A 21286-nucleotide genomic window follows, 5' to 3' on the forward strand; every position below is an offset into this window, starting at 1 on the left:
CCTGAGCGCGAATCGATGACCCTTCGATGACCGACCTGCTACACACCGCTCGCGCCAAAGCGGCCAGGGCCGACTTCCCGGCGCTGCTGAGCCTGTGCCAGCAACTGCGCGCCGACCCAGCCGTCACCCTGGCTCAGTTGCTAGACCTCGGCGCGCTACTGAGCCAGTTTGGCTTTTTAAGCGAGGCCGAATCCTGCTACCGGCAGGGTCTCACCCTCGCCCCAGAGGATCTGCGCCCCTGGGTCAATCTCGCCAACCTGGAACGCGAGCGCGGAAACCATGCCACCTCCCGCACCCATTACGCCCGGTTGCAACAACAGCTCCCCAATCACCCCGTCATCCGCCGCAATCTGCTGGTGGGAATGGAATATGACCCCGCCATCAGCGATACCGAGCGCCTCACTGCCGCGCGCGCCTGGGGCGACTGGGCCATCGCCCGCGCTGGCGGCGCGCGTGCGCGCCCGCGACTCAAGCCACTGAAGAACCGCCCGCTGCGCCTGGGCTACGTCAGCGCGGATCTGTGCCAGCACACCGTTGGTCTGTTCCTCAATCCGGTGCTGGGTGCCCATGACCCCCAGCGCATCACCGCCTTTGCCTACAACGCCAGCGCCCAAACCGACTGGGTCACCCGCGCGATCACCGCCAGCTGCCGGGCCACCGGCGGGGCCGTGCGTGACATCACCCGGCTGGATGATATTGCTCTGGCGCAGTGCATCCAGACCGACCAGATCGACGTGCTGATCGACCTCTCCGGCCACACCGCCGGCTCACGCCTGAGCGTCTTCGCCCACCGCCCCGCGCCGGTGCAACTGAGCTGGCTGGGTTACTTCGCTACCACCGGACTCACCAGCCTGGATGCCGTCGTGCTCGACCCCTGGCACGCCCCGGAAGGCACCGAGGCCCAGTTCGTCGAGCCCATCCTGCGCCTGCCGGCCGGACGCTGGTGCTACCAGCCGGTGCCCTGGGCGCCCAAGGAACTCTCGCCACCGCCGGCTGAACGCAACGGGTGGATCACCTTCGGCAGCTTCAACAACACCGCCAAGCTCAATGACGGCGTCTACGACCTCTGGGCGCGGATTCTAGCCGTCGTGCCGGATTCCCGCCTGATCCTCAAATGGCGCACCTTCAACGACGCGGCCTTGCGCCAGCGGGTCACCCAGGCCTTTGTGGCTCGCGGCATCGCCGCCGAGCGCATTGAGCTGCGTGGTCCCAGCTTTCATGCCGACCTGCTGAAAGAATACGCGGAGCTGGACATCGCGCTCGATCCCTTCCCCTTCACCGGCGGCCTGACCACATGCGAGGCGCTGTGGATGGGCGTGCCCGTGATCACCTGGCCGCAAGCGCGTGTGGTCAGCCGCCAGGGCTTCGCCTTGCTCTCCGCCATCGGACTGGCGGAACTGGCCGTTGAGGATGCGCAAGCCTATGTGCGCCTGGCTGTTGCGCTGGCCAAGGATCGGGATCGGCTGCGAGCGTTGGGGGGCGGTTTGCGGGAGCGGATGCGTTGTGCGCCGCTGATGGATGTGCTGGGGTTTAGCCGTAGCCTGGAAGATCAGCTGATCCAGGTCTACAGGCGTGTTGAGCGTGAGGTCACCTGCTCTCCTTCCTAAGGTCACGTCAGCGCATCGCGCCGCTCGATGTATGCATGGCAGCGCTATGGGGCCAAGCTGTTCAGCCGTTGGTCGGTGGTTGGAGCTGTGCCTGACTGACAACGACCGCCGTGCTCGCAGGTAATCGATCAGAAAAGGACATGCTAACGCATCCATCTGCTAGCATGTACTTCATCTGTAACACACGGGGTTCGGCCATGAATGAAGCGACTTTTACATTCAGAGTCGATGAAGCGCTGAAAGACCAGTTTGCAACGGCTGCAAAAGCCTGCGACCGCAGCGGTGCGCAACTGTTGCGTGACTTCATGCGTGATTTTGTTCGACAGCAGCGGGAAATGGCTGCGCATGAGGAGTGGTTCCGCCGGCAGGTGCAAATTGGCTTGGATTCGGCCAACGCTGGCGAGCTTCTGTCTGGTGAAGATGTTGAAGCCGAAGCCGTCGCCTGGCGTGCTGAAACGCGTCGTGCGATCATTGGACGTGTGACGTGAGACTGGTATGGACGCGCCAGGCGGCTGCCGATCGGAGAGAGATTCGCGCTTATATCATGCAGGACAACCCGGCAGCGGCGGTGGCCCTTGATGAGCTGTTCTCGGAGAAAGCCGGCCGTCTCATTGACTTTCCTAACCTCGGCCGGCATGGGCGAGTCAGCGCAACGCGCGAACTCGTCGTCCATTCGAATTACATTGCTTGTTAAAAATGCTGCGCAGCTCTCACAGGCAGGATAGGTCATGCAACACGCGGTTCAAATAGACACTGTTATCAGCGCCGAGGCGATTCACACATTTCCTGCGCTTCGACCCTTGCTTGGGCATCGCGTGAGAGTCACCGTTGATCAACTGGACCAAGATAGTGAGTCAGAAGATAGCTACCAGCCAATCAGCCAAATCGGGCAGCTCGCACTCCAAGCGCGCAGAGCCCACCTCGACGCTGGAGGCAAGCTCATGAACGCAGACGAAATTACCGAGGAGGTGCGCCAGCGTCGAGGCGGTCGTTCGGATGTCTGAGATTCGCACGGCAATTGACGCCAATTTGTTGATTGCGGCATGGTCTGCCACCGGGGATCGCTATGCACAGGCGCTTCGGGTGCTGGAGGCACCAAATCGCCACCTGATCGTCAGCGATGCGCTCTGGCTTGAGGTCATGCCAAAAGCGGCTTTTCACCGCCAAGAAGCAGAGTGCCGTTTTTATGCAGCTGTTTTTCAGAAGGCAGAAAACTGGCCTTGGTCGTTTGCGATTGTTGAGCGGGCGAAAGCCTTGGCTTCAACTTACGGATTAGCTGCAATGGACGCGATTCATCTATCTATTGCCATTGATGCTCAGGCGACTGAATTTATTTCGGGTGAAAAGCCAACGAAGCCGATGTTCCGTGTTGAGGAAATACGCACAACCTCGCTTTGACCGACACCTACCTGTTGCGCTGCCAGCGTTATATTGAGCTGAACCCGGTGCGTGCGGACATGGTGCGCGATCCAGGGGAGTATGCCTGGAGTAGTTACCGAGCCAATGGGCTGGGCGCGAGCGATCCGCTGCTCTCGCCGCATTCCTTGTATTTGGGGCTGGGAGAAACGCCCGAGTCCCGACAGGCCGCCTATCGGGAACTGTTCCGCACGGGCTTGGATGAGGCGGCGCTCTTGGAGTTGCGCTTGGCCATTCAACAATCCCAGCCCATCGGCAGCGAGCGGTTCTTGCAGCAAATCGAGCAAATGACTGGCCAGCGCCGCGAGGCGCGCCCACGCGGGCGACCGCGTCTGGAGCCGGATGGGCCATTAGAAAAAGCGGGGCCGAGGAGTCACCTTTGGGGAATGCTGTACTGCGTCCAACGGGATCGCCAAGGTTGTCGCCGAGCCGTCTATTCGACGCCTCGCTGCCCCGAGGATCATGCCAGGGATATTCGCAGGGCAGTCGCGCGTTGTCCGCACGATGAGGAGTTACAAGCCGATGGCCAATGAAACAAAATACGAATTCACGCTGATCTTGGCAGGAGTGACGGAACTGAGTAGTCAAATCGCTGACGCGTTGTTTGTGAGTGGCTGTGATGATGGCAGCCCCGGATCATGCGGTGGCCAGGTCACTGTCGATTTTTGCCGTCAAGCCACCTCGCTTGAGACGGCGATTCGCACGGCTGTCCGAGATGTTTCCAAGGCGGGGTTTCGGGTCGAGCGGGTAGAGTTAGAGTCGCCGCAGCTTTTGAGTGCCTAAAGGAATTGGACTCAAATGCCCCACTTCCTCCACATCGGCTGCGGCCCCAAGCATAAGGACCGCACGACGGCCGGCTTCAACACCCCCGACTGGCAAGATATCCGCCTCGATATCGACCCGGCGGTGCAGCCCGACATCCTCGGCACCATGACCGACATGGCGGCGGTGGAGTCCGAGAGCATGGACGCGCTCTTCTCCAGCCACAACATCGAGCATCTCTATGCGCACGAGGTACCGGTAGCTCTGGCCGAATTTCTGCGCGTGCTCAAACCCAACGGCTTCGCCGTGATCACCTGCCCAGACCTACAAAGCGTCTGCGCGCTGGTGGCCGAGGACAAGCTGACCGAACCCGCCTACACCGCACCCGCTGGCCCCATCGCCCCAATTGACATCCTCTACGGCCATCGCCCATCACTGGCGCGCGGCAACCTCTACATGGCGCACAAATGAGGTTTTACCGAACGGGTACTGATCGCCACCCTGCAAGCGACTGGGTTTGCTAGCATTGCCAGTCGACGCCGCCCGGCGCCGTTTGATCTGTGGGCGGTCGCGAGCAAAGCGCCACTCGATGAGGTCGCTATGCGTGCCCTGGCCAGTGCCCATTTTCCGGCGTGAAGATTCTCTTCATCCACCAAAACTTCCCCGGCCAGTTCAAACACCTCGCGTCTGCGCTGGTGCAACGCGGCCATCAGGTGACCGCGATGCCGTTGCGCGCGATCCCCCCACAAACCTGGCAGGGCGTGCAGCTGCGTCCCTACCAGGTCAAGCGTGGAACCACCGCCGGGGTGCACCCCTGGGTCAGCGACTTCGAGACCAAAACCATCCGCGCCGAGGCTTGCTTTCGCGCCGCTCTGGCGCTCAAGGCCGAAGGCTATGCGCCGGAGGTGATCATCGCCCACCACGGCTGGGGCGAGAGCCTGTTTCTCAAAGACGTCTGGCCAGGCGCCAGGCTTGGGCTGTATTGCGAGTTCTTCTACCACCCCCAAGGCGCCGATGTCGGCTTCGACCCCGAGTTCCCGCCCAAAGACCCCGGCGATGTCTGTCGCTTGCGACTGAAGAACCTCAACAACCTCGCGCACTTTGAAATCGCCGAGGCAGGCTTGAGCCCCACGCACTATCAGGCCAGCACCTTCCCCGAGCGCTTTCGCCACCACATCCAGGTGACTCACGACGGCATCGATACCGACGCCCTGGCTCCTGACCCGGGTGTGGAACTGACCCTGACCACCGCCACCGGCGCGCAGCTCCGCTTGAGCCGGACCGACGAGGTGGTGACCTTCGTCAACCGCAACCTCGAGCCCTATCGCGGTTACCACCGCTTCATGCGTGCGCTGCCCGAGTTGCTCAAGCGCCGCCCGCAGGCGCGGGTGCTGATCGTCGGTGGCGAGGATGTGAGCTACGGCGCCCGCCCCGACCCGGCTGTTCATGGCCAAAAGACCTGGAAGCACATCTTCATCGACGAAGTCCGCCCGCACATCCCCGCTTCCGACTGGGCGCGAGTGCATTTCCTCGGCAAACTCGACTATGCCCCCTTTCTCGCCGTGCTGCGCCTGTCGCGCGTCCATGTCTATCTGACCTACCCCTTCGTGCTCTCCTGGAGCCTGCTCGAAGCCATGAGCCTGGGCTGTGCCATCGTTGCCAGCGACACCGCCCCGGTCAGAGAGGCCATCGCGCACAATGAAACCGGCCAGTTAGTCGACTTCTTCGACACCGCGGGTTTGGTTGAGGCCATCGACCAGCTGCTTGATGACCCCGGTGAACTCCTCAACCAATTTGGCTTCCTCAGCGAGGCCGAGGCCAGCTGTCGGCAAGCGCTCAGCCTGGCCCCGAAAGATCTGCGCCCCTGGGTCACGCTCGCCAATGTCGAACGCGAGCGCGGCAACCACGCCGCCGCGCACAACCACTACGCCCGCCTGCAAAGCCAGCTGCCGGATCACCCCGTCATTCGCCGCAACCTGCTGGTGGGCCAAGAATACGACCCGGCCATCAGCGATACCGAGCGCCTCACCGCCGCCCGCGCCTGGGGCGACTGGGCCATCGCCCGAGCCGGAGGGCCACGCCCGCGTCCAGCGCTGAAGCCCCTGCGCGAGCGACCCCTGCGCCTGGGCTATGTCAGTGCCGACCTGTGCCAACACACCGTCGGCCTGTTGCTCAAGCCGGTACTCGCCGCCCATGATCCCGAGCGGGTGACGGTGTTTGCCTACAGTGCTGGAACTCTCAAGGACTGGGTCAGCCAAGCCATCACCGCCAGCTGCTGCGCCACCGGCGGGGAGTTCCGCGACGTGGCAAGCCTCGACGACCCCGCCCTGGCCCAACGCATCCAAGCCGACCAGATCGACCTGCTGATTGACCTCTCCGGCCACACCGCTGGCTCGCGCCTGAGCGTCTTCGCCCACCGCCCCGCGCCGGTGCAAGTGAGCTGGCTGGGTTACTTCGCCACCACCGGCCTGACGGAGATGGATGCCGTGTTGCTGGATGCCTGGCACGCCCCACCGGGCACCGAGGATCAGTTCATCGAGCCGATCTTGCCTCTGCCGGCAGGACGCTTCTGTTATCAGCCAGTGCCCTGGGCGCCAAAGGACCTGTCACCACCGCCGGTTGCGCACAGCGCTCGGACTACCTTCGGCAGCTTCAACAACACCGCCAAGCTCAATGACGGCGTCTACGACCTCTGGGCTCAGATCCTGGCGGTGGTGCCGGATTCCCGCCTGCTCCTCAAGTGGCGCACCTTTAACGACGCGGCCTTGCGCCAGCGGGTTACCCAAGCCTTTGTGACCCGAGGCATCGCCGCCGAGCGCCTCGAGCTGCGCGGCCCCAGCTTTCATGCCGACCTGCTCAAAGAGTACGCCGAGCTGGATATCGCGCTTGATCCCTTCCCCTTCACCGGCGGCCTGACCACATGCGAAGCGCTATGGATGGGCGTGCCGGTGATCACCTGGCCGCAATCGCGCGTGGTCAGCCGTCAGACCCACGCGGTGCTGCACCAGATTGGCCTGCAAGCGCTCTCGGCCAGCGACGCCGATAGCTATGTGCGCCTGGCCGGCGAGCTGGCTGCGGACCCCGTGCGCTTGCGAGACCTGCGCCAGGGGCTCAGGGCGCAAATGCAAGCCTCCCGCTTGATGGACACGGCAGGCTTTACGCGCGGCCTGGAGGACAGCCTGATCAAGCTCTACCGGGATATTGGACGCGAGGGCAGGCGCTCTTGTTAAGCACACCCTGGCGCCGCGAGCCGCTCAGGCAATGCCTGGCGGCGGTATGAGGCGCAGCTGGGGGTGTTGGCGCGGAACCCGAGCAGTCCAGCCGGTGAATCGGCTACACTCTCACCATGACAGCCGACAACCAAGCCATCGACACCACCATGAAGAGCGACGACGACAGGCTGAGTTGATGGCGGAGAATGTTGTTCATTAGCCAAGATGCCATTAACGTTTCATCCGCACCCCGGCATGGTGTTGATCTGTGACTTCAACACGGGCTTCAAGGCTCCGGAGATGATTAAGCGGCGACCGGTGGTGGTGATCTCGCCACGCCCCCGGCGGACGAACCAGCTTTGCACCATTGTCCCCTTGAGTACCACGGCACCGAATCCAGTGGAGCCGTTTCACCATCGCATGGACCGGCGTTCGTTACCAGGGAAACTCGCCCGGAAGGAGACTTGGGCAAAGTGCGATATGCTCGCCACCGTGTCGTTGGAGAGGCTGGATCGGGTGATGGTTGGGAAGGAGCCTACCGGTAAGCGCATTTACATTGCGCAACAGGTGCTTGACGAAGACTTCGAGGCCATCCGCCGGGGTGTGATGATTGCCCTCGGGGTGATCAATCCAGCTTGATTCAAGGGTACCTGGGTATTACACTCGTGTTGTTCCCGATTAGTCGGGCTTGTAAGACTACCTTCGGGTAGCAGACCCCAGCCGGTGATGACAAGCTGGCTGGGGACTCTGATCCAAGGCTCTGCATCGCAAGGTGCAGGGCCTTTTGTCTATCTGGGAGACTGGATTGGCTCGGCAGTTCGCGGTTGCAGTTGCGGAAACATCGAATTTCCGCCCCGCGCGACCTCACCCCGCCACCATCAACCCCGCCGTATCCAACACCACATCCGCCAGCGCCCAGGCCTCCGGGTTGTGGCTGATGAAGAACTTGCGGTGGTAGCTGCCTTGCTGCAGGCGTTGGTGGGGGTGCCGGGGCAGGGTAGGGTGGTCCCCACTGCGACCGGTGAATCGGCTAAACTCAGCCCATGACAGCCGAAACCACCGCCGCGAACGACTACGACAGCCCCTGGAAAGAAGCTCTGGAGAAGTTCTTCCCGGAGTTCCTGGCGCTGCTGTTCCCGGCCATCCATGCCGAGATCGACTGGTCCAAAGGCGTGCAATTCCTCGACAAGGAGTTCCAGCAGATCGTGCGCGAGGCCAAGACGGCGCGGCGCTATGCGGATAAGCTGGTCGGCGTCACGCGCCGCGATGAGACGCCGGTGTGGGTGCTGGCCCATGTGGAAGTGCAAGGCGACCCGGAAACCGTCTTTGCCGAGCGGATGTTCACTTACCACTATAAAATCCGCGATGTCTACCAGGTGCCGGTCGCGAGCCTGGCGGTGCTGGCCGACAATCAAAACATTTGGGGCAAAACATTTGCAAAACATTTGGCAAACATTTGGGGCCAGGCTCGAATTGTTTTTCCAAGCCAACACTAAGAACCGTATTAAGCCCAGCAATTGGGCCAATGCCACCTCGCTGCTGTTGGCGAGCCAAGGCCGGCGCCTGCTCAAAGAGGGCAAGCCGATCGAGTCAGAGGACGACAACCGCGCCGAGCTGACGCGCCAGGCCGAGGAATTCGCGGCCAAGGATCTGCCGATCTTGAACGTGCTGGGGGTGGTGTAGGGTAGGCGATGCGCTACCAGGCACTCACTGGTTCAATTGCAGTTGCGGATGAAGGCCGGCGCGCGTGGCTAAGGTCAGCAGCATGTCCAGGCTGAAATCTTCCACCTTGCCTTTGACCAAACGGGACACCCTGGGTTGGGTGATTCCCAACTGACGCGCGGCCTCCGCTTGCGTCCAGCCCTTGGCCTTGAGTTGCTGGGCCGTGCGAATCATGACCTCGGTGCGCATTTTCATCACCTCCGCCTCGGCCGGGTCGAAGCCGAGATCAGCGAAGACGTTGCCACTGCTTTCGATCATGCGGGTATCGTCGTCTTTCATGGAGCCTCTCCAATCAGCTTGTAACGTTTGGCGGCCAGGTCGATATCCGTTTTCCGGGTCGTTCGGGTCTTTTTCTGGAAGGCGTGCAGCACATAGATGGCATCGGCCTGCTTGGCGACGTAGATCACCCGAAACGCGCCGTTGGCATCCCGATGCCGTATCTCATAGGCACCGGCTCCGACAGAGGAGATGGGCTTGAAATCGCTCGGCAGGCCGCCGTACTGGACAGTCATCAACTCGACACCCAACGCCTGCCGCACCGGGGCCGGCATTTCACGCAGATCGTCCAAGCTGGAACCGAGAAATCTCAGCGGTTTCATGTCTTGGTTTATGCCAGAACTTGCATAAGTAGACAAGCTTTTCCGAACGGCCGTCTAGCGGCGCTTTGGGCGGCGGCCTCAGCATTCCACCCTCAACCCCGCCGTATCCAACACCACATCCGCCAGCGCCCAGGCCTCCGGGTTGTGGCTGATGAAGCACTTGCGCTGGTAGCCGCCGAGAGCGAGCGCGGCGCTGGGCAACCCGGCCGATCCACACCCGAGCCATTGACGCCTGGCGGCGGTATGAGGGGCAGCTGGGGCCGTTGGTGGGGGTGTTGGCTTGCGCAAGCACCGGGTAAGGCGCTCCCATCTTATCCAGCGAATCGGCTACACTCGCCCGATGAGCGCCGACACCCAAACACCCGGCACCGGCGCGCAGTCAGGGAGCCCCTGATGAGCCACGACCAGAACTTCAAAAACCTCATCCTCGACTATCCACGCCAGGCCATTGAGTTTGCCGCCGCGAGCGAAGCGGCGCGGCTTGATGATCAGGTGCGCATCCTGCCGCTGCGCGAGGAGCAGCTCAAAGAGCGCCTCGGCGAGCGCTTTCGGGAGTTGGACGTGCCGCTGTTGCTCGAATGGCCCGATGGCCGCCGCCAGGCACTGCTGTTTGTCTTCGAGGAGGAAACCGAGCCCGGGCGCTTCTCCATCCATCGCCTGGCCCATTACTGCCTGGACCTCTCCGAGCTCTACCAGACCGAGCGCGTGGTGCCGGTGGTCATCTTCCTGCACCCCGGTGGCTTCCGCGAAACGCTCAGCCTCGGCAGCGACACGCGCGCCTATCTGCAGTTCAGCTATCTGGCCTGGCCGTTGTTCGGGCTCAAGGCGCGCGATTACTTCGACAGCCCCAACCTGGTCGCGCGGTTGAACCTGCCCAACATGCAGTATGCGCCCGAGGAGAAGGTTGAAGTCTACGCCCAAGCGGTGCGTGGACTGCGCACCCTGGAACCCGACCGCGAGCGGCAGATCAAATACCTCGACTTCGTCGACATCTATGCCGCTCTTGATGAGAATGAACGCCAGCGCTACCAGCAACACTATGCCGAGGAGATCGAGACCATGACCGCGTTTGCCGATCGTTTTATTGAACAGGGAGTGCAGCAGGGGATGCAGCAGGGGATGCAGCAGGGTTTGCAGCAGGGCGAAGCCCGGACCCTTCTGCGCCAGCTTGATCGGAAATTCGGTTCACAAGCCGCGCAGGCGCACCGCGCACGCATAGAAGCGGCTGAGCTTGAGCAACTGGAAACCTGGCTCGATCGCATCCTCACCGCCGAGACCCCCGAGACGATTTTTCACTGACTCAATCGGCCCCGAGAATCTCGCGCACCGCCATCTCCGGCAGCTGTAATGGTCAAGAACACCGTTGAAATCGCCTGCCCGCCTGAGGTCATGCTCAGTCTGCACATGAACTCGCGAGAACTCGCTGAGCGCGTGCAACGAGATGCCGCCATGGCGTTGTTTCGAGAAGGGCGCTTGTCCTCTGGGTTAGCGGCCCAGTGGCTTGGTATGCCGCGCGTGCATTTTTTGCTGATGGCCATGGCCGCCAGCGCCGAATTGCTGGAGGACACTGAGGAAGATTTCCGGCGCGAGACGGCATTGTTGTAATGGTGTTCTGCAATACGACGCCCTTCATTGCGCTGGCGAGCATTGATTGACTCGATCTGTTGCACCAAGTGCTTGGCGATATCGCGGTGGCGCAAGCCGTGTCGGAGGAATGCGCCCAGGGGGTGGGCCGATCTCGGTACCCTCCCTGCGGAGGCTGGCTTGGATTAAGGTGTATCCTGACTTGCCATCGGATGAATCCATGATTTTGGATCTGGATCGATGAAGACCTACCGGCGCACGGGTACCTTGTGGGATAGTCGCTACAAGTCCTCGCTGATTCAGACCGACACCTACCTGTTGCGCTGCCAGCGTTATATTGAGCTGAACCCGGTGCGTGCGGACATGGTGCGCGATCCAGGGGAGTATGCCTGGAGTAGTTACCGAGCCAATGGGCTGGGCGCGAGCGATCCGCTGCTCTCGCCGCATTCCTTGTATTTGGGGCTGGGAGAAACGCCCGAGTCCCGACAGGCCGCCTATCGGGAACTGTTCCGCACGGGCTTGGATGAGGCGGCGCTCTTGGAGTTGCGCTTGGCCATTCAACAATCCCAGCCCATCGGCAGCGAGCGGTTCTTGCAGCAAATCGAGCAAATGACTGGCCAGCGCCGCGAGGCGCGCCCACGCGGGCGACCGCGTCTGGAGCCGGATGGGCCGGCGCTGTTGCCGGGGCAGATGGAGTTGGGGCTTTAGCGATGCCGGTGGTTCTTCGTGTTGATGGTTTGCGTTTTTTCTTTTATTCAAACGAGGGCAGTCCACTTGAGCCAGCGCATATTCATGTGAGTGAAGCCGAGGCTGAAGCGAAATTCTGGCTTGAGCCAGATGTAAGACTCGCGCGTAATGATGGCTTTAATGCAGCAACATTGCGCCGGGTTACCACCATTGTTCAGTCGCACCAGAAGACGTTCAGGAGATGTCGGGATGAGTATTTCACCGACTATGGTTCGGTTTGACGAGGATTGTTTTTGGGTTGAATTGCAAGATGGCCGGACGTTGGGTGTGCCGTTGGCTTGGTTTCCGCGCCTATTGAATGCTTCGGTTGAGGAAAGGCAAGCCTTTGAGCTTAGTCCTCGCGGGATTCACTGGGACAACTTGGATGAGGATATTTCGGTTGAGGGACTTCTCGCAGGTTTTGGGGATCTGACCTATTCTCGTCGTCAGGCGGCTTAATGGGAGGAAACCGGCGTTTCCGGCACCACGACAGACATGGAGCCGGATTGACGTGGACAGTCTAACGAGCAACTTACAGGCCGATCTGGGCAAGCGGGTGCACCATGAGCATGCATTGCGAACGTTTGCGATAGCTCATCTGCCGGCATAAAGGCAACCAACCACCATCACCCCGAGAAAGCGCCCATGACCGACTGGACCGCCGGCTACGTCGCCGACATCGGCTACACCCACGGCTACTACACCGAACTGAACCCCGCCCGCCAGGCGCTGCCCTTCCTCAACGCCGGCCTCGCTCCACCCCAGATCACCCACGCCTGCGAGCTCGGCTTCGGCCAGGGCCTGAGCGTCAACCTCCATGCCGCCGCCACGGGCGTGCACTGGAGCGGCACCGACTTCAACCCCAGCCAAGCCGCCTTTGCCCAAACACTGGCCAGCGCCGCCGGCAGCGACGCCCAGCTGTTCGACGATAGCTTCGCCGAGCTCGCCGCCCGCGACGACCTGCCCGACTTCGACTTCATCGGCGTGCATGGCATCTGGAGCTGGATCAGCGACGACAACCGCCGGGTCATGGTCGACTTCATCCGCCGCAAGCTCAAAGTCGGCGGCGTGCTCTATCTCAGCTACAACACCCTACCCGGTTGGGCCGCCTTTGCCCCCATGCGCCACCTGATGACCGAGCATGCCGACGCCCTGGGCGCCGAAGGCCAAGGCATCGTCAAGCGCATCTACGGCGCCATCGCCTTCGCCGAGCAACTGCTCGCCACCAACCCCCTCTACAGCCGCGCCAACCCCCAGATCCGCGAGCGGCTGGAGACAATGAAAGCCCACAACCGCCACTACCTCGCGCACGAATACTTCAACCGCGACTGGCACCCCATGCACTTTGCCACCCTGGCCGAGTGGCTCGCACCGGCCAAACTCCGCTACGCTGGCTCCGCCCACCTGCTCGATGCCATCGACGCCATCAACCTCACCCCCGAGCAACAGAGCCTGCTCAACCAGATCCCCGACCCTGACTTCCGCCAAAGCGTGCGGGACTTCATGGTCAACCAACAATTCCGCCGTGACTATTGGGTGAAAGGCGCCCAGCCGCTCGACCCGCTGCGCCAAGCCGAAGCCCTGCGCGCGCAGCGGGTGATCCTCACCACCCATCGCCCCGATGTCCCGCTCAAGGTCAGCGGCAGCCTTGGCGAGGCCAACCTATCCGAGGCCATCTACACCCATCCTCGACCAACTTGCCGACCACAAGCCGTGCAGCCTCGGCCAGCTCGAGAGCGCGCTCAAGGACCAGGGCATCAACTTCCCCCAACTGCTGCAAGCCACCCTCATCCTCACCGGCGCCGGGCATCTCGTGCCGGTTTTGGCGGCGGGAATTAACGAGAAGGCCCAGGCCAAAGCTAAGAAAACCAGCGACGCCCTCAACGCCCACCTACTGCAGCTCGCCCGCGGCAGTAACGACATCAGCTACTTCGCCAGCCCCATCACCGGCGGCGGCATCCAGGTCAACCGCTTCCAGCAACTGTTCCTGCTGAGCGCCCGCCAAGGCCACAAACACCCCAGCGACTGGGCCGAGGCCAGCTGGCAGCTGCTCCAGAGCCAAGGCCAGCGCCTGCTCAAAGAGGGCAAGCCGATTGAGTCGGAGGACGACAACCGCGCCGAGCTAAGGCGCCAGGCCGAGGAATTCGCGGCCAAGCAGCTGCCGATGTTGAAGGCGCTGGGGGTGGTGTAGGGTAGGCGGTTACAATCACCGCCATGCTCTGGACCACCGACCTTGCTGCCGCCCAACACTGCGCCGCCCGCGCCGACTTCAGCGGTTGCCTGGCGCGCTGCCAGACCCTCGCCAGGGCGCACGCCAACGACCCCGAGGCCCTGTTGAGCATCGGCACCCTGCTGCTGTCCGCCGGTCTGCTCAGCGCCGCCGAGACCTGCTTTGCGCGCGCCAGCACCCTGGCACCCAGGGATGCCCGCCCCTGGGTCAACCGCGCCAACCGCGCACGCGAGGCCGGCGAGCACGCCCGCGCCCGCCAGATCATGCAGGCCCTGCTTGAGCAGTTCCCCAACCATCCCGTGATTCGCCGCAATGCGCTCACCAGCCTGGAATACGACCCCGCGGCATCAGACACCGAGCGCTTTGCCCAAGCCCGCGCCTGGGGCCAGTGGGCGCAGACCCGTGCCGGCGGCCCACATCCGCGCCTGCTTCTGGTGCCGCGCGACAGCCGCCCGCTGCGCATCGGCTACATCTCCGCAGACATCTGCCAGCACACCGTTGGCTTGTTCATCAAAGACGTCCTGGCCGCCCATGATCCAGCCCGGATCACCCCCATCGTCTATCACGCCGGCCAAGTGCGCGACTGGGTCACACAGCAGATCAGCCAATCCGTTCAGTTACGCGAGGTCAGCGCCCTGGATGATGCCGCGCTGGTCGCGCAGATTCGCGCCGACCACATCGATGTCCTGATCGACCTCTCCGGCCACACCGCCGGCTCGCGCCTGAGCGTCTTCGCCCACCGCCCCGCGCCGGTGCAAGTGAGCTGGCTGGGTTACTTCGCCACCACCGGCCTGACGGAGATGGATGCCGTGTTGCTGGATGCCTGGCACGCCCCGCCGGGCACCGAGAGTCAGTTCATCGAGCCGATCTTGCCTCTGCCGGCAGGACGCTTCTGTTATCAGCCAGTGCCCTGGGCGCCAAAGGACCTGTCACCACCGCCGGTTGCGCACAGCGCTCGGATTACCTTCGGCAGCTTCAACAACACCGCCAAGCTCAATGACGGCGTCTACGACCTCTGGGCCCAGATCCTGGCCGCGGTGCCGGATTCCCGCCTGCTCCTCAAATGGCGCACCTTCAACGACGCCGCCTTGCGCCAGCGGGTGACCCAAGCCTTTGTGGCTCGCGGCATCGCCGCCGAGCGCATTGAGCTGCGCGGGCCGAGCTTTCATGCCGACCTGCTCAAAGAATACACCGAGCTGGACATCGCGCTTGATCCCTTCCCCTTCACCGGCGGCCTGACCAGCTGCGAAGCGCTGTGGATGGGCGTGCCGGTGATCACCTGGCCGCAATCGCGCGTGGTCAGTCGCCAGGGCTTCGCCTTGCTCTCGGCGATTGGTCTGGCGGAGCTGGCCGCGGCAGATGCGCAAGACTACGTGCGACTGGCGGTTGCGCTGGCCAATGACCCGGACCGGTTACGCGCCCTGCGCACTGGCCTGCGTGAGCGCATGCGTTGTGCGCCGCTGATGGATGTCGCTGGATTCACCCGTGAGCTTGAGGGAACATTCATCGAGTTGTTTGAGCGGGTGGCATTGGCAGAAGAGCCAGGTTAGGGCGTCGGGCGGTCGATCTTGCAGGTGGACGATTGATCGCCCTTCATCGAAGCGCGCCAGATCGGTCAGAAGCTGAAGTGAGATATCAGCGGCTGACTGACTGGCCTGGCGAGACTCCCGCGAGTGGGGTTTGCGGACATTACTCAAGCGCCTGTCCGCTGCATGGGCTTGATCAGGCTTTCGGCCGGGATGCCAAACTGGCTATGCAGCTTCCAGATCATCGGTAGGGTTAGGGAGCGGGTGCCGTTCAGCACCTCGTAGACGCGATTGGTGCGTCCAATCGCCGGGGCGAGATCGCTCGCGGTGAGCCCGGATTGCTCCATGCGGAATTTGATAGCATCGACCGGGTTAGGCAGATCGGTCGGGAAGTGCTTGGCCTCGTAGGCTTCCACCAAGGTCAGCATCACTTCAAAGTGGTCCCCTTCTGGCGTTCCTGGCTCAGGCTCATGGTCGAACAGCGGCGAGAGTGCGGCAAGCGCCGCACGGTAGTCTTGATCGTTGCGAAGCGGACGGATCTGCATGGCCTTTAACCCATTTCAACGGTTTCAGCGTCGATTGCGTCGTATTGACGGTGCGTGCCGATGAATTTTACATAGAGGGCGCCGTAGCGATAGGCGACGGCGACGACGAGCCGATAGTCGTTCCCTTTGATGTTGAAGACGACGCGGCGATTTTTGAGAATGCTCGCGCTGCGATACTGCTCCTTGATATCGCTCGGTGATTGCCACTGGGCCTTCTTGGCTGTAATGGTCAAAAACTAATCCCAGCCGCGAGTCGTGAATTTTAGCCTGACTGTCAAGGCCATTTTCGGCCAAACCAGGCATCGTCAGCGCAGCAGAAAGTCCGAAACCAGCTCGCAAACCCGGCTGGATACCATCCCGCTGCCCAAGACCCTGAATTCCAGGCGCAAGCCACTCTCGGCTGTCGGTGCCGAAATCCGCGACCCGAGACTCGCGACCTTTAGATCAGGGTGCTAAGCCGCCCAGCGATAGCTGCTATGCAGTCCGCCGAGCCACTGCTTACGCACCAGCTTGCGTGGTGTTTTGAAAAACTCTGGATCGTTCGCCGCTAGGTTGCCGGTCAGGTCCGGCAAAATCGGCGGCTCGACACCATTTGCCATGTGCGGCCTGGCGGTGTTGTAGTACGCCCGGAACTCAACCAGCAGCCGGTTCAAATGGCGGTCATTGAGTGGTTGGACATACCGCAACAGATCCTGATCAAGCGTGCGGTGAAAGCGCTCAACCACGCCGTTGTGCCACGGGCACTTGTAGCCGATGCGAATGGGCTTGATGCCCATGGCGGGCAGTGTCTGCTTGATGATGGGAAGGAAGGTACTGTCGCGATCCAACACGATGGCCTCGGGCATTGCATCCAAGTCCATGAAAGCGTTGCGCAGTTGTTGCGCCACCCAGGCTGCCGTGGGATGGTAAGTCGCGCGCGACCAGTGCAAGACCCGGCGCCCGTGGTCGATCAGATTCAAGATATAAAGTGTGTCTCCGGCCAAGTCCAAGGTGACCTTGAAATCGATGGCCATGACATATTGGTTGTAGAGAATGGTCAACCAACCCGGCTCTGACTCGCGCGGCGGTTGCTTGCCTTTTGGCCGTGGCGCAAAGCCATGAGCCTTGAGAATGCTGGCCACCGTCTTCTTGGCGATCCGCAGCTTCAGCTCGCCACCGGACAACATCCGCGCGATCCGACTGGCACTGTAATAGGGATGAGCGTTCTTGATGGCCAGGATGACATCAACAACGAACGGTGGCGTCTGTGGGCGACCACGACGCTTACCCTCGGCGCTCTTCAGCGCATGTCGCCGCCGTCCCCTGGCTTGCAGCCAGCGGATATCGGTCATGGGACCAAAGCGAAGAAAGCGCGTCAGCCAGGGCAACGGCCGACGCAGCCAAGCGATCAGCCATTTTTGCCAGACCTCGAGCCTGGGTAGTTTTCTCACCAGTCGTCGCTTGGCCGGAGGCGTCCCGCGCCCATCGGCCGAGACCACCTTCTGGCGCAGGCTTTTGAGCTCCAGCGACAGCACCTTCAACTGCAAGCGCCGCTTGGCCCAAGTGATGCGGTCGCGCCGGTAGCGCCGCACGCTCAGCAGGCCGACCACTAGCGCGATGGTAAATGTCAGCAGCGGTATCCACCAGGGAATCATTGCACCTCCGACGCGCAAAAAGCGGCGGAGGATACGCCAGGTAACTTGCTTGATTCAAGGAGAGTTGGCAGAATTTGCCATTAGTCTTACTTCAGGGAGCCATGCCATGCCCACGCGCAATGTTGTGCTGACGGATGTGCAAGCAAAGTTTGTCGAACAGATGGTCGCCAGCGGCCAGTATCAAAACGCCAGCGAAGTGCTGCGCGAGGGGCTGCGTCTGGTGCAAACGCGAGAGGCGGAGCAAGCGGCGAAGCTCGCCGCCTTGCGCGAGGCCGTGGCGGTCGGCATTGCCGACATCGAGGCGGGGCGTTATACCGACTTTCATGATGCCATCTCGCTGCGCTCGCACATCAATGCCATCAGCAAGCGCGTACTGGCGAAACACGGATGACCGACTGGACGGTTCGCCTGGCCGATCAGGCCGCTCAAGATGTCGAGGAGATCCTCGATTGGACGCTTGGGCACTTTGGGCCGCTGCAGCTTGAGGTTTATACCGAGACCATCAACGACGCGCTTGAGGCATTGACCGAGGGTTTTGCGAATCTTGGTGTACGCGAGCGTCCTGAGCTTGGAGAAGATTTGGCGACGTTACATGTCGCACACAAAGGGCGCAATGGACGCCATCAACTCATTGTTCGTTTTGACGAAGCCGAGCGTACCATTGAAGTTCTGCGCATCCTGCACGACAGCATGGATATAGCGCGGCATATCCCATCGGCTGCTACTGAATATGGGGGTTCTGGCAGGGGGGCGACGCCAACAAAGTCCAACCAGGCGATGCGCACCCATGTAATAGCTGCCTGACAGCGCAACATCACCCCGCTCCCCTCAACCCCGCCGTATCCAACACCACATCCGCCAGCGCCCAAGCCTCCGGGTTGTGGCTGATGAAGAACTTGCGCTGGTAGCTGCCGAGAGCGAGCGCCGCGCAGGGCAACCCGCCGATCCACACCCGAGCCATTGACGCCTGGCGGCGGTATGAGGGGCAGCTGCAGCCGTTGGTGGGGGTGTTGGGACAGAACCCGGCCACGCCAGCCGGTGAATCGGCTACACTCTCGCTTTAGAGCTGCGCCAAGCCAATATCCAAGAGCCGCGATGAATGCCTACAAGACCTACGTCCGCATGGATGCTTCAAGTCGTGTTGTGCTGGAAGGAATGCCGTTCCCCGAAGGCGCCTTGCTCGAAGTGCTGGTGGTCGATCAAACGCGCCAGCCTGAAGAGCGCACCGAAAGCTGGCGCGCGTTGATGCGCCATGTGCAGCGTCTGCCCCAGTCGGCAGTGCTCACCGATGCGGACATTGCAGCGGAAATCGATGCACAGCGCGGCGAATGCTAATGCGGGTGGTGATCGACACCAATCTCTTGGTATCGGCAGTGATTCGAGATCGTCTGCCGGAACGGGTGCTGCTGTGGTGCTTGAGCCGCTCAGATACCGAGTGGTTGGTGACACCCGAGATCATGGCCGAATACAGCGCCGTCATCCAGCGTCCGAAATTCGCCTTACCTCGTGCAACCATCAACTGGTGGTTGGAACTGCTCGCGGCCTCTGGCGAAGCAGATTATTTGATCACCGGGGACGGTGATTTTAGCGAGGCGAAGGCGCTGATCGCGACACCCATTCTGAGCGTCCGCGCTTTCGCGCAGGCGGTTGCTCCGCAAACATTGGTCGCGACAGAAGGCTAGCTGGGGCGCTGCGCGTGTCGTGAACACGAGCACGAACCACGATGAAGGACCCGCGTGAAACAACACCCAGTTCCAATCAGCAGATCCCGATCCCGGAGGCGCTAAACCAGGCGGTAGCGCATCATCGCGCCGGCCAGCTCCAGGATGCCGAGCGATTGTATCGGGCCATTTTGCAGGCACAGCCCAAGCATCCCGACGCGAACCACAACCTTGGGGTGCTGGCCGTTTCCGTGAATCAGATCGCCGCTGCGCTTCCGCTGTTTGAGACGGCACGCGCGGACAATCCCGCGGTCACCCAATACTGGCTCAGCATTGCTGACGCCTTGGCGCGCTGCGGACGCCCCGACGAGGCGCAATCCCTGGTCGCCCAAGCGCAGAGCAGCGCTCTGGATGAAGGCGGTGTCCAAAGGCTGCGAGAATACCTCGCGGTGCACCAGCGAGCTGACAGCTCCATAAACGCGCCAGGCGAGCGCTATCAGCAGGCTCTGCAAGCGCATCAAAGTGGTGATCTGCAGACAGCCGAAGCAGGCTACCGGCAACTCATCGCCCAGAACTCCGCACACGCCGAGGCCCTGCATCGTCTGGGGTTGGTTCTGTACCAGCGCGGCGACCCCGCAGGCGCCGAGGCACTCATTCGCCGCGCGATTGGCAACAACGACCAAGTCCCGGCCTATCACTGCCATCACGGTGTCATGTTGAAAGCCCTCTTGCGCTTGGAGGAGGCCCTACAGGCTTATGACCAAGCCTTGGCACTTAAGCCCGATTATGCCGAGGCGCACTCCAACCGGGGCAATGCTCTTAAGGACCTTGGGCGTTTGGAGGACGCCCTGCAGGCCTATGAGCAGGCCTTGCGTATCGCCCCGCAGCATCCGGGAACCCATAATAACCGACTGCTGACGTTGCATTACCGTGAAGAGCGTGCCGATGGTGCGATCCTCTCGGCGGCGCGCGCGCCCCCCCGAGCCGGACGCCATCGTCTTTGCCAGCTTCAGCAACCCGACCAAGCTCTCGCCGCGCACCATCGCGCTCTGGTCAAGAGTGTTGTCCGCCAACCCCAAGGCCCGCCTGCGGCTCAAGTACGGCTGCCTGGATGATCCCCTGCAACAGCGCAACCTGCGCGCGCGCTTCGCCGCTTCCGGCTTTACCCGCGACCTGGAGGCGGCTTATCGGCAGATGTGGCGGCGTTGGTGTGATCAGCAATCCGATCCCGCCACCCCCCCCGGTGTCAGGATAGATGCCGTGACCACGGCGACAGAGTCCAACCGCCAACGCCCAAGTCAAAGGGACTGCACGACCCTTGTCGTGCTGGGCGCCTTCTCCAGTGGCACCACCGCGTTAACCGGCTATCTTGAGCGCCTGGGTGCCTACAGCTGCCCACCGCATCTGCAACTCAATGACCCCATGACGCCGAGCAGCTACGAGCCCACCGCCTTGCGCGCGGCTTTGCTTGAGGCGGTGGATGAGCAGCAGTTGTGCCGCCGTGCGCAGCGGGGCGAGGGGTTTGCCGACTGGTTTCAGTCATGGTGGCAGGACCAATGCGCGCAAGCCAGATCCAACGCCAGCACACAGCTGGTTCTGAAGCATCCCCTGCTGGCCTTCGTGATTAATTCCGGGGACAGTGCGGCCTGGCAAGGCCGCGTGCTCTAGCGGGTTAGAGTCCCGCCCGGGTAATCGTGAGCCGCGAGCCCGGTATCAAGCCTTACGGCGCGAAGGGTAACTGACGCGTCGGTGCGTAGGCATGAAAACAGGCGAGGTGCAAAGGTAGCGGGTGAAGCCGCCCCTGAAGGTGTAGAGCCCCGAAAAGAATTTGTCGGAGAGTGCCGACGGGTTTGTCCCCCCGGCAGGCAACACTCCATGTCGCGTCAAGGTCAGTGGCATGGAGTGTAGTTTCTCTCCTCTATCCACGAACCACCGCCGGAAATTCCCCCCACTGCACCACCGGTGAAACGGCGAACCGGTGGAGCAAAGCGGCGCGCCTGGGCCACGCGCTTTCTCACAGCCTTCCCCGCCCGGGCAAGTGCGCGCGGATGCGCCACACTGA

Annotated in this window: 31 protein-coding genes; 26 read left to right on the forward strand and 5 right to left on the reverse strand. The window is 62.2% G+C overall.

Annotation, left to right across the window (positions count from 1 at the left end; translation table 11 throughout):
* Nucleotides 1–26 precede the first annotated feature (26 nt).
* The 12 genes from Thiofri_RS01360 to Thiofri_RS01410 all read left to right on the forward strand — a co-directional run bounded on the left by Thiofri_RS01360 (nucleotide 27) and on the right by Thiofri_RS01410 (nucleotide 8680).
* Nucleotides 27–1607: an O-linked N-acetylglucosamine transferase, SPINDLY family protein gene (locus tag Thiofri_RS01360; protein ID WP_323705806.1), complete on the forward strand. Its 1581-nt coding sequence runs from the start codon at nucleotides 27–29 to the stop codon at nucleotides 1605–1607.
* A gap of 197 nt (nucleotides 1608–1804) precedes the next feature.
* Nucleotides 1805–2095: a CopG family ribbon-helix-helix protein gene (locus Thiofri_RS01365; RefSeq protein ID WP_040857324.1), complete on the forward strand. Its 291-nt coding sequence runs from the start codon at nucleotides 1805–1807 to the stop codon at nucleotides 2093–2095.
* A gap of 56 nt (nucleotides 2096–2151) precedes the next feature.
* Entirely contained in the window at nucleotides 2152–2301 is a 150-nt protein-coding gene (locus tag Thiofri_RS24665) for a hypothetical protein (protein ID WP_407702958.1), read from the forward strand.
* Nucleotides 2302–2335: 34 nt separating this feature from the next.
* On the forward strand, nucleotides 2336–2611 hold the full coding sequence (locus Thiofri_RS01370) for a hypothetical protein (RefSeq protein WP_009150198.1): 276 nt from the start codon (nucleotides 2336–2338) through the stop codon (nucleotides 2609–2611).
* The gene (locus Thiofri_RS01375; RefSeq protein ID WP_009150197.1) at nucleotides 2604–3005 is read left to right on the forward strand and encodes a type II toxin-antitoxin system VapC family toxin; all 402 of its coding nucleotides are present in this window, start codon (nucleotides 2604–2606) and stop codon (nucleotides 3003–3005) included. Before Thiofri_RS01370 ends, Thiofri_RS01375 begins: the two co-directional genes overlap by 8 nt.
* Nucleotides 3002–3556 carry a hypothetical protein gene (locus tag Thiofri_RS01380; RefSeq protein WP_086014229.1) on the forward strand — a complete coding sequence of 185 codons (555 nt, stop codon included), beginning with the start codon at nucleotides 3002–3004 and terminating at the stop codon, nucleotides 3554–3556. The genes Thiofri_RS01375 and Thiofri_RS01380 overlap by 4 nt, the downstream gene beginning before the upstream one ends.
* Entirely contained in the window at nucleotides 3546–3806 is a 261-nt protein-coding gene (locus Thiofri_RS01385; RefSeq protein ID WP_009150196.1) for a hypothetical protein, read from the forward strand. Before Thiofri_RS01380 ends, Thiofri_RS01385 begins: the two co-directional genes overlap by 11 nt.
* Nucleotides 3807–3821: 15 nt before the next feature.
* Nucleotides 3822–4256 carry a class I SAM-dependent methyltransferase gene (locus Thiofri_RS01390; RefSeq protein WP_223296800.1) on the forward strand — a complete coding sequence of 145 codons (435 nt, stop codon included), beginning with the start codon at nucleotides 3822–3824 and terminating at the stop codon, nucleotides 4254–4256.
* A 161-nt stretch (nucleotides 4257–4417) separates the two neighbouring features.
* Nucleotides 4418–7015: an O-linked N-acetylglucosamine transferase family protein gene (locus tag Thiofri_RS01395; RefSeq protein ID WP_323705808.1), complete on the forward strand. Its 2598-nt coding sequence runs from the start codon at nucleotides 4418–4420 to the stop codon at nucleotides 7013–7015.
* A 207-nt stretch (nucleotides 7016–7222) separates the two neighbouring features.
* Nucleotides 7223–7636, forward strand: a complete 414-nt coding sequence (locus tag Thiofri_RS01400) for a type II toxin-antitoxin system PemK/MazF family toxin (RefSeq protein ID WP_009150193.1) — start codon at nucleotides 7223–7225, stop codon at nucleotides 7634–7636.
* A 404-nt stretch (nucleotides 7637–8040) separates the two neighbouring features.
* Entirely contained in the window at nucleotides 8041–8493 is a 453-nt protein-coding gene (locus tag Thiofri_RS01405; protein WP_009150192.1) for an RpnC/YadD family protein, read from the forward strand.
* Nucleotides 8471–8680 carry a hypothetical protein gene (locus Thiofri_RS01410; protein ID WP_040857323.1) on the forward strand — a complete coding sequence of 70 codons (210 nt, stop codon included), beginning with the start codon at nucleotides 8471–8473 and terminating at the stop codon, nucleotides 8678–8680. The genes Thiofri_RS01405 and Thiofri_RS01410 overlap by 23 nt, the downstream gene beginning before the upstream one ends.
* 24 nt (nucleotides 8681–8704) lie before the next feature.
* Here the strand turns inward: Thiofri_RS01410 and Thiofri_RS01415 are convergent, their stop codons facing one another.
* Both Thiofri_RS01415 and Thiofri_RS01420 read right to left on the reverse strand, forming a co-directional pair.
* Nucleotides 8705–8998 carry a helix-turn-helix domain-containing protein gene (locus Thiofri_RS01415; RefSeq protein ID WP_009150191.1) on the reverse strand — a complete coding sequence of 98 codons (294 nt, stop codon included), beginning with the start codon at nucleotides 8996–8998 and terminating at the stop codon, nucleotides 8705–8707.
* The gene (locus Thiofri_RS01420; protein ID WP_009150190.1) at nucleotides 8995–9318 is read right to left on the reverse strand and encodes a type II toxin-antitoxin system RelE/ParE family toxin; all 324 of its coding nucleotides are present in this window, start codon (nucleotides 9316–9318) and stop codon (nucleotides 8995–8997) included. Before Thiofri_RS01420 ends, Thiofri_RS01415 begins: the two co-directional genes overlap by 4 nt.
* A 393-nt stretch (nucleotides 9319–9711) precedes the next feature.
* On the opposite strand from Thiofri_RS01420, the gene Thiofri_RS01425 reads away from it, so the two are divergent.
* The 8 genes from Thiofri_RS01425 (at nucleotide 9712) to Thiofri_RS01460 (ending at nucleotide 15408) form a co-directional block, all read left to right on the forward strand.
* Complete coding sequence (locus Thiofri_RS01425; protein WP_323705809.1) at nucleotides 9712–10617, forward strand: DUF4351 domain-containing protein; 906 nt, start codon at nucleotides 9712–9714, stop codon at nucleotides 10615–10617.
* Nucleotides 10618–10665: 48 nt separating this feature from the next.
* Nucleotides 10666–10923, forward strand: a complete 258-nt coding sequence (locus Thiofri_RS01430) for a UPF0175 family protein (RefSeq protein WP_323705811.1) — start codon at nucleotides 10666–10668, stop codon at nucleotides 10921–10923.
* A gap of 219 nt (nucleotides 10924–11142) precedes the next feature.
* A complete protein-coding gene (locus tag Thiofri_RS01435) occupies nucleotides 11143–11610 on the forward strand; it encodes a transposase (RefSeq protein ID WP_323705812.1) in 468 nt (155 codons plus the stop codon).
* Between the two features lie 2 nt (nucleotides 11611–11612).
* Nucleotides 11613–11870 carry a DUF4160 domain-containing protein gene (locus Thiofri_RS01440; RefSeq protein WP_009150187.1) on the forward strand — a complete coding sequence of 86 codons (258 nt, stop codon included), beginning with the start codon at nucleotides 11613–11615 and terminating at the stop codon, nucleotides 11868–11870.
* The gene (locus Thiofri_RS01445) at nucleotides 11839–12087 is read left to right on the forward strand and encodes a DUF2442 domain-containing protein (protein WP_009150186.1); all 249 of its coding nucleotides are present in this window, start codon (nucleotides 11839–11841) and stop codon (nucleotides 12085–12087) included. The genes Thiofri_RS01440 and Thiofri_RS01445 overlap by 32 nt, the downstream gene beginning before the upstream one ends.
* Nucleotides 12088–12273: 186 nt before the next feature.
* On the forward strand, nucleotides 12274–13467 hold the full coding sequence (locus tag Thiofri_RS01450) for a class I SAM-dependent methyltransferase (protein WP_223296799.1): 1194 nt from the start codon (nucleotides 12274–12276) through the stop codon (nucleotides 13465–13467).
* Entirely contained in the window at nucleotides 13442–13819 is a 378-nt protein-coding gene (locus tag Thiofri_RS01455; RefSeq protein WP_223296798.1) for a hypothetical protein, read from the forward strand. The genes Thiofri_RS01450 and Thiofri_RS01455 overlap by 26 nt, the downstream gene beginning before the upstream one ends.
* Nucleotides 13820–13842: 23 nt before the next feature.
* On the forward strand, nucleotides 13843–15408 hold the full coding sequence (locus Thiofri_RS01460; protein WP_323705814.1) for an O-linked N-acetylglucosamine transferase, SPINDLY family protein: 1566 nt from the start codon (nucleotides 13843–13845) through the stop codon (nucleotides 15406–15408).
* A gap of 143 nt (nucleotides 15409–15551) precedes the next feature.
* On the opposite strand, the gene Thiofri_RS01465 is transcribed toward Thiofri_RS01460, so the two are convergent.
* From Thiofri_RS01465 to Thiofri_RS01475, 3 genes are all read right to left on the reverse strand, one after another.
* On the reverse strand, nucleotides 15552–15929 hold the full coding sequence (locus tag Thiofri_RS01465; RefSeq protein WP_009150181.1) for a helix-turn-helix domain-containing protein: 378 nt from the start codon (nucleotides 15927–15929) through the stop codon (nucleotides 15552–15554).
* A 5-nt stretch (nucleotides 15930–15934) separates the two neighbouring features.
* The gene (locus tag Thiofri_RS01470; RefSeq protein ID WP_009150180.1) at nucleotides 15935–16162 is read right to left on the reverse strand and encodes a type II toxin-antitoxin system HigB family toxin; all 228 of its coding nucleotides are present in this window, start codon (nucleotides 16160–16162) and stop codon (nucleotides 15935–15937) included.
* Nucleotides 16163–16381: 219 nt separating this feature from the next.
* Nucleotides 16382–17563 carry an integrase core domain-containing protein gene (locus tag Thiofri_RS01475; protein WP_009150179.1) on the reverse strand — a complete coding sequence of 394 codons (1182 nt, stop codon included), beginning with the start codon at nucleotides 17561–17563 and terminating at the stop codon, nucleotides 16382–16384.
* 106 nt (nucleotides 17564–17669) lie between these two features.
* Between Thiofri_RS01475 and Thiofri_RS01480 the strand changes: the two genes are divergently transcribed.
* The 6 genes from Thiofri_RS01480 to Thiofri_RS01505 all read left to right on the forward strand — a co-directional run bounded on the left by Thiofri_RS01480 (nucleotide 17670) and on the right by Thiofri_RS01505 (nucleotide 20892).
* Nucleotides 17670–17954, forward strand: coding sequence for a type II toxin-antitoxin system ParD family antitoxin (locus Thiofri_RS01480; protein ID WP_009150178.1), 285 nt, complete (start codon nucleotides 17670–17672; stop codon nucleotides 17952–17954).
* Nucleotides 17951–18367, forward strand: a complete 417-nt coding sequence (locus tag Thiofri_RS01485; RefSeq protein ID WP_009150177.1) for a type II toxin-antitoxin system RelE/ParE family toxin — start codon at nucleotides 17951–17953, stop codon at nucleotides 18365–18367. Before Thiofri_RS01480 ends, Thiofri_RS01485 begins: the two co-directional genes overlap by 4 nt.
* A 291-nt stretch (nucleotides 18368–18658) precedes the next feature.
* The gene (locus Thiofri_RS01490; protein ID WP_009150176.1) at nucleotides 18659–18898 is read left to right on the forward strand and encodes a hypothetical protein; all 240 of its coding nucleotides are present in this window, start codon (nucleotides 18659–18661) and stop codon (nucleotides 18896–18898) included.
* Entirely contained in the window at nucleotides 18898–19245 is a 348-nt protein-coding gene (locus Thiofri_RS01495; protein ID WP_009150175.1) for a PIN domain-containing protein, read from the forward strand. The genes Thiofri_RS01490 and Thiofri_RS01495 overlap by 1 nt, the downstream gene beginning before the upstream one ends.
* Before the next feature lie 41 nt (nucleotides 19246–19286).
* The gene (locus tag Thiofri_RS01500; RefSeq protein WP_009150174.1) at nucleotides 19287–20339 is read left to right on the forward strand and encodes a tetratricopeptide repeat protein; all 1053 of its coding nucleotides are present in this window, start codon (nucleotides 19287–19289) and stop codon (nucleotides 20337–20339) included.
* The gene (locus Thiofri_RS01505) at nucleotides 20287–20892 is read left to right on the forward strand and encodes a hypothetical protein (RefSeq protein WP_323705816.1); all 606 of its coding nucleotides are present in this window, start codon (nucleotides 20287–20289) and stop codon (nucleotides 20890–20892) included. The genes Thiofri_RS01500 and Thiofri_RS01505 overlap by 53 nt, the downstream gene beginning before the upstream one ends.
* The last annotated feature ends 394 nt before the right edge of the window (nucleotides 20893–21286 follow it).

The organism is Thiorhodovibrio frisius (assembly GCF_033954835.1).
GTDB classification, from domain to species: Bacteria; Pseudomonadota; Gammaproteobacteria; order Chromatiales; family Chromatiaceae; genus Thiorhodovibrio; species Thiorhodovibrio frisius.

Excerpts from the sequence above, each read along its gene's own strand:
- Thiofri_RS01440 (WP_009150187.1), top strand. The coding sequence starts at position 11,613 with ATGCCGGTGGTTCTTCGTGTTGATGGTTTGCGTTTTTTCTTTTATTCA.
- Thiofri_RS01430 (WP_323705811.1), top strand. The coding sequence starts at position 10,666 with ATGGTCAAGAACACCGTTGAAATCGCCTGCCCGCCTGAGGTCATGCTC.
- Thiofri_RS01370 (WP_009150198.1), top strand. The coding sequence starts at position 2,336 with ATGCAACACGCGGTTCAAATAGACACTGTTATCAGCGCCGAGGCGATT.
- Thiofri_RS01495 (WP_009150175.1), top strand. The coding sequence starts at position 18,898 with ATGCGGGTGGTGATCGACACCAATCTCTTGGTATCGGCAGTGATTCGA.
- Thiofri_RS01425 (WP_323705809.1), top strand. The coding sequence starts at position 9,712 with ATGAGCCACGACCAGAACTTCAAAAACCTCATCCTCGACTATCCACGC.
- Thiofri_RS01480 (WP_009150178.1), top strand. The coding sequence starts at position 17,670 with ATGCCCACGCGCAATGTTGTGCTGACGGATGTGCAAGCAAAGTTTGTC.
- Thiofri_RS01490 (WP_009150176.1), top strand. The coding sequence starts at position 18,659 with ATGAATGCCTACAAGACCTACGTCCGCATGGATGCTTCAAGTCGTGTT.
- Thiofri_RS01465 (WP_009150181.1), bottom strand. The coding sequence starts at position 15,929 with ATGCAGATCCGTCCGCTTCGCAACGATCAAGACTACCGTGCGGCGCTT.
- Thiofri_RS01375 (WP_009150197.1), top strand. The coding sequence starts at position 2,604 with ATGTCTGAGATTCGCACGGCAATTGACGCCAATTTGTTGATTGCGGCA.
- Thiofri_RS01485 (WP_009150177.1), top strand. The coding sequence starts at position 17,951 with ATGACCGACTGGACGGTTCGCCTGGCCGATCAGGCCGCTCAAGATGTC.
- Thiofri_RS24665 (WP_407702958.1), top strand. The coding sequence starts at position 2,152 with ATGCAGGACAACCCGGCAGCGGCGGTGGCCCTTGATGAGCTGTTCTCG.
- Thiofri_RS01360 (WP_323705806.1), top strand. The coding sequence starts at position 27 with ATGACCGACCTGCTACACACCGCTCGCGCCAAAGCGGCCAGGGCCGAC.
- Thiofri_RS01365 (WP_040857324.1), top strand. The coding sequence starts at position 1,805 with ATGAATGAAGCGACTTTTACATTCAGAGTCGATGAAGCGCTGAAAGAC.
- Thiofri_RS01420 (WP_009150190.1), bottom strand. The coding sequence starts at position 9,318 with ATGAAACCGCTGAGATTTCTCGGTTCCAGCTTGGACGATCTGCGTGAA.
- Thiofri_RS01450 (WP_223296799.1), top strand. The coding sequence starts at position 12,274 with ATGACCGACTGGACCGCCGGCTACGTCGCCGACATCGGCTACACCCAC.
- Thiofri_RS01400 (WP_009150193.1), top strand. The coding sequence starts at position 7,223 with ATGCCATTAACGTTTCATCCGCACCCCGGCATGGTGTTGATCTGTGAC.
- Thiofri_RS01385 (WP_009150196.1), top strand. The coding sequence starts at position 3,546 with ATGGCCAATGAAACAAAATACGAATTCACGCTGATCTTGGCAGGAGTG.
- Thiofri_RS01475 (WP_009150179.1), bottom strand. The coding sequence starts at position 17,563 with ATGATTCCCTGGTGGATACCGCTGCTGACATTTACCATCGCGCTAGTG.
- Thiofri_RS01500 (WP_009150174.1), top strand. The coding sequence starts at position 19,287 with ATGAAGGACCCGCGTGAAACAACACCCAGTTCCAATCAGCAGATCCCG.
- Thiofri_RS01405 (WP_009150192.1), top strand. The coding sequence starts at position 8,041 with ATGACAGCCGAAACCACCGCCGCGAACGACTACGACAGCCCCTGGAAA.
- Thiofri_RS01460 (WP_323705814.1), top strand. The coding sequence starts at position 13,843 with ATGCTCTGGACCACCGACCTTGCTGCCGCCCAACACTGCGCCGCCCGC.
- Thiofri_RS01415 (WP_009150191.1), bottom strand. The coding sequence starts at position 8,998 with ATGAAAGACGACGATACCCGCATGATCGAAAGCAGTGGCAACGTCTTC.
- Thiofri_RS01390 (WP_223296800.1), top strand. The coding sequence starts at position 3,822 with ATGCCCCACTTCCTCCACATCGGCTGCGGCCCCAAGCATAAGGACCGC.
- Thiofri_RS01445 (WP_009150186.1), top strand. The coding sequence starts at position 11,839 with ATGAGTATTTCACCGACTATGGTTCGGTTTGACGAGGATTGTTTTTGG.
- Thiofri_RS01435 (WP_323705812.1), top strand. The coding sequence starts at position 11,143 with ATGAAGACCTACCGGCGCACGGGTACCTTGTGGGATAGTCGCTACAAG.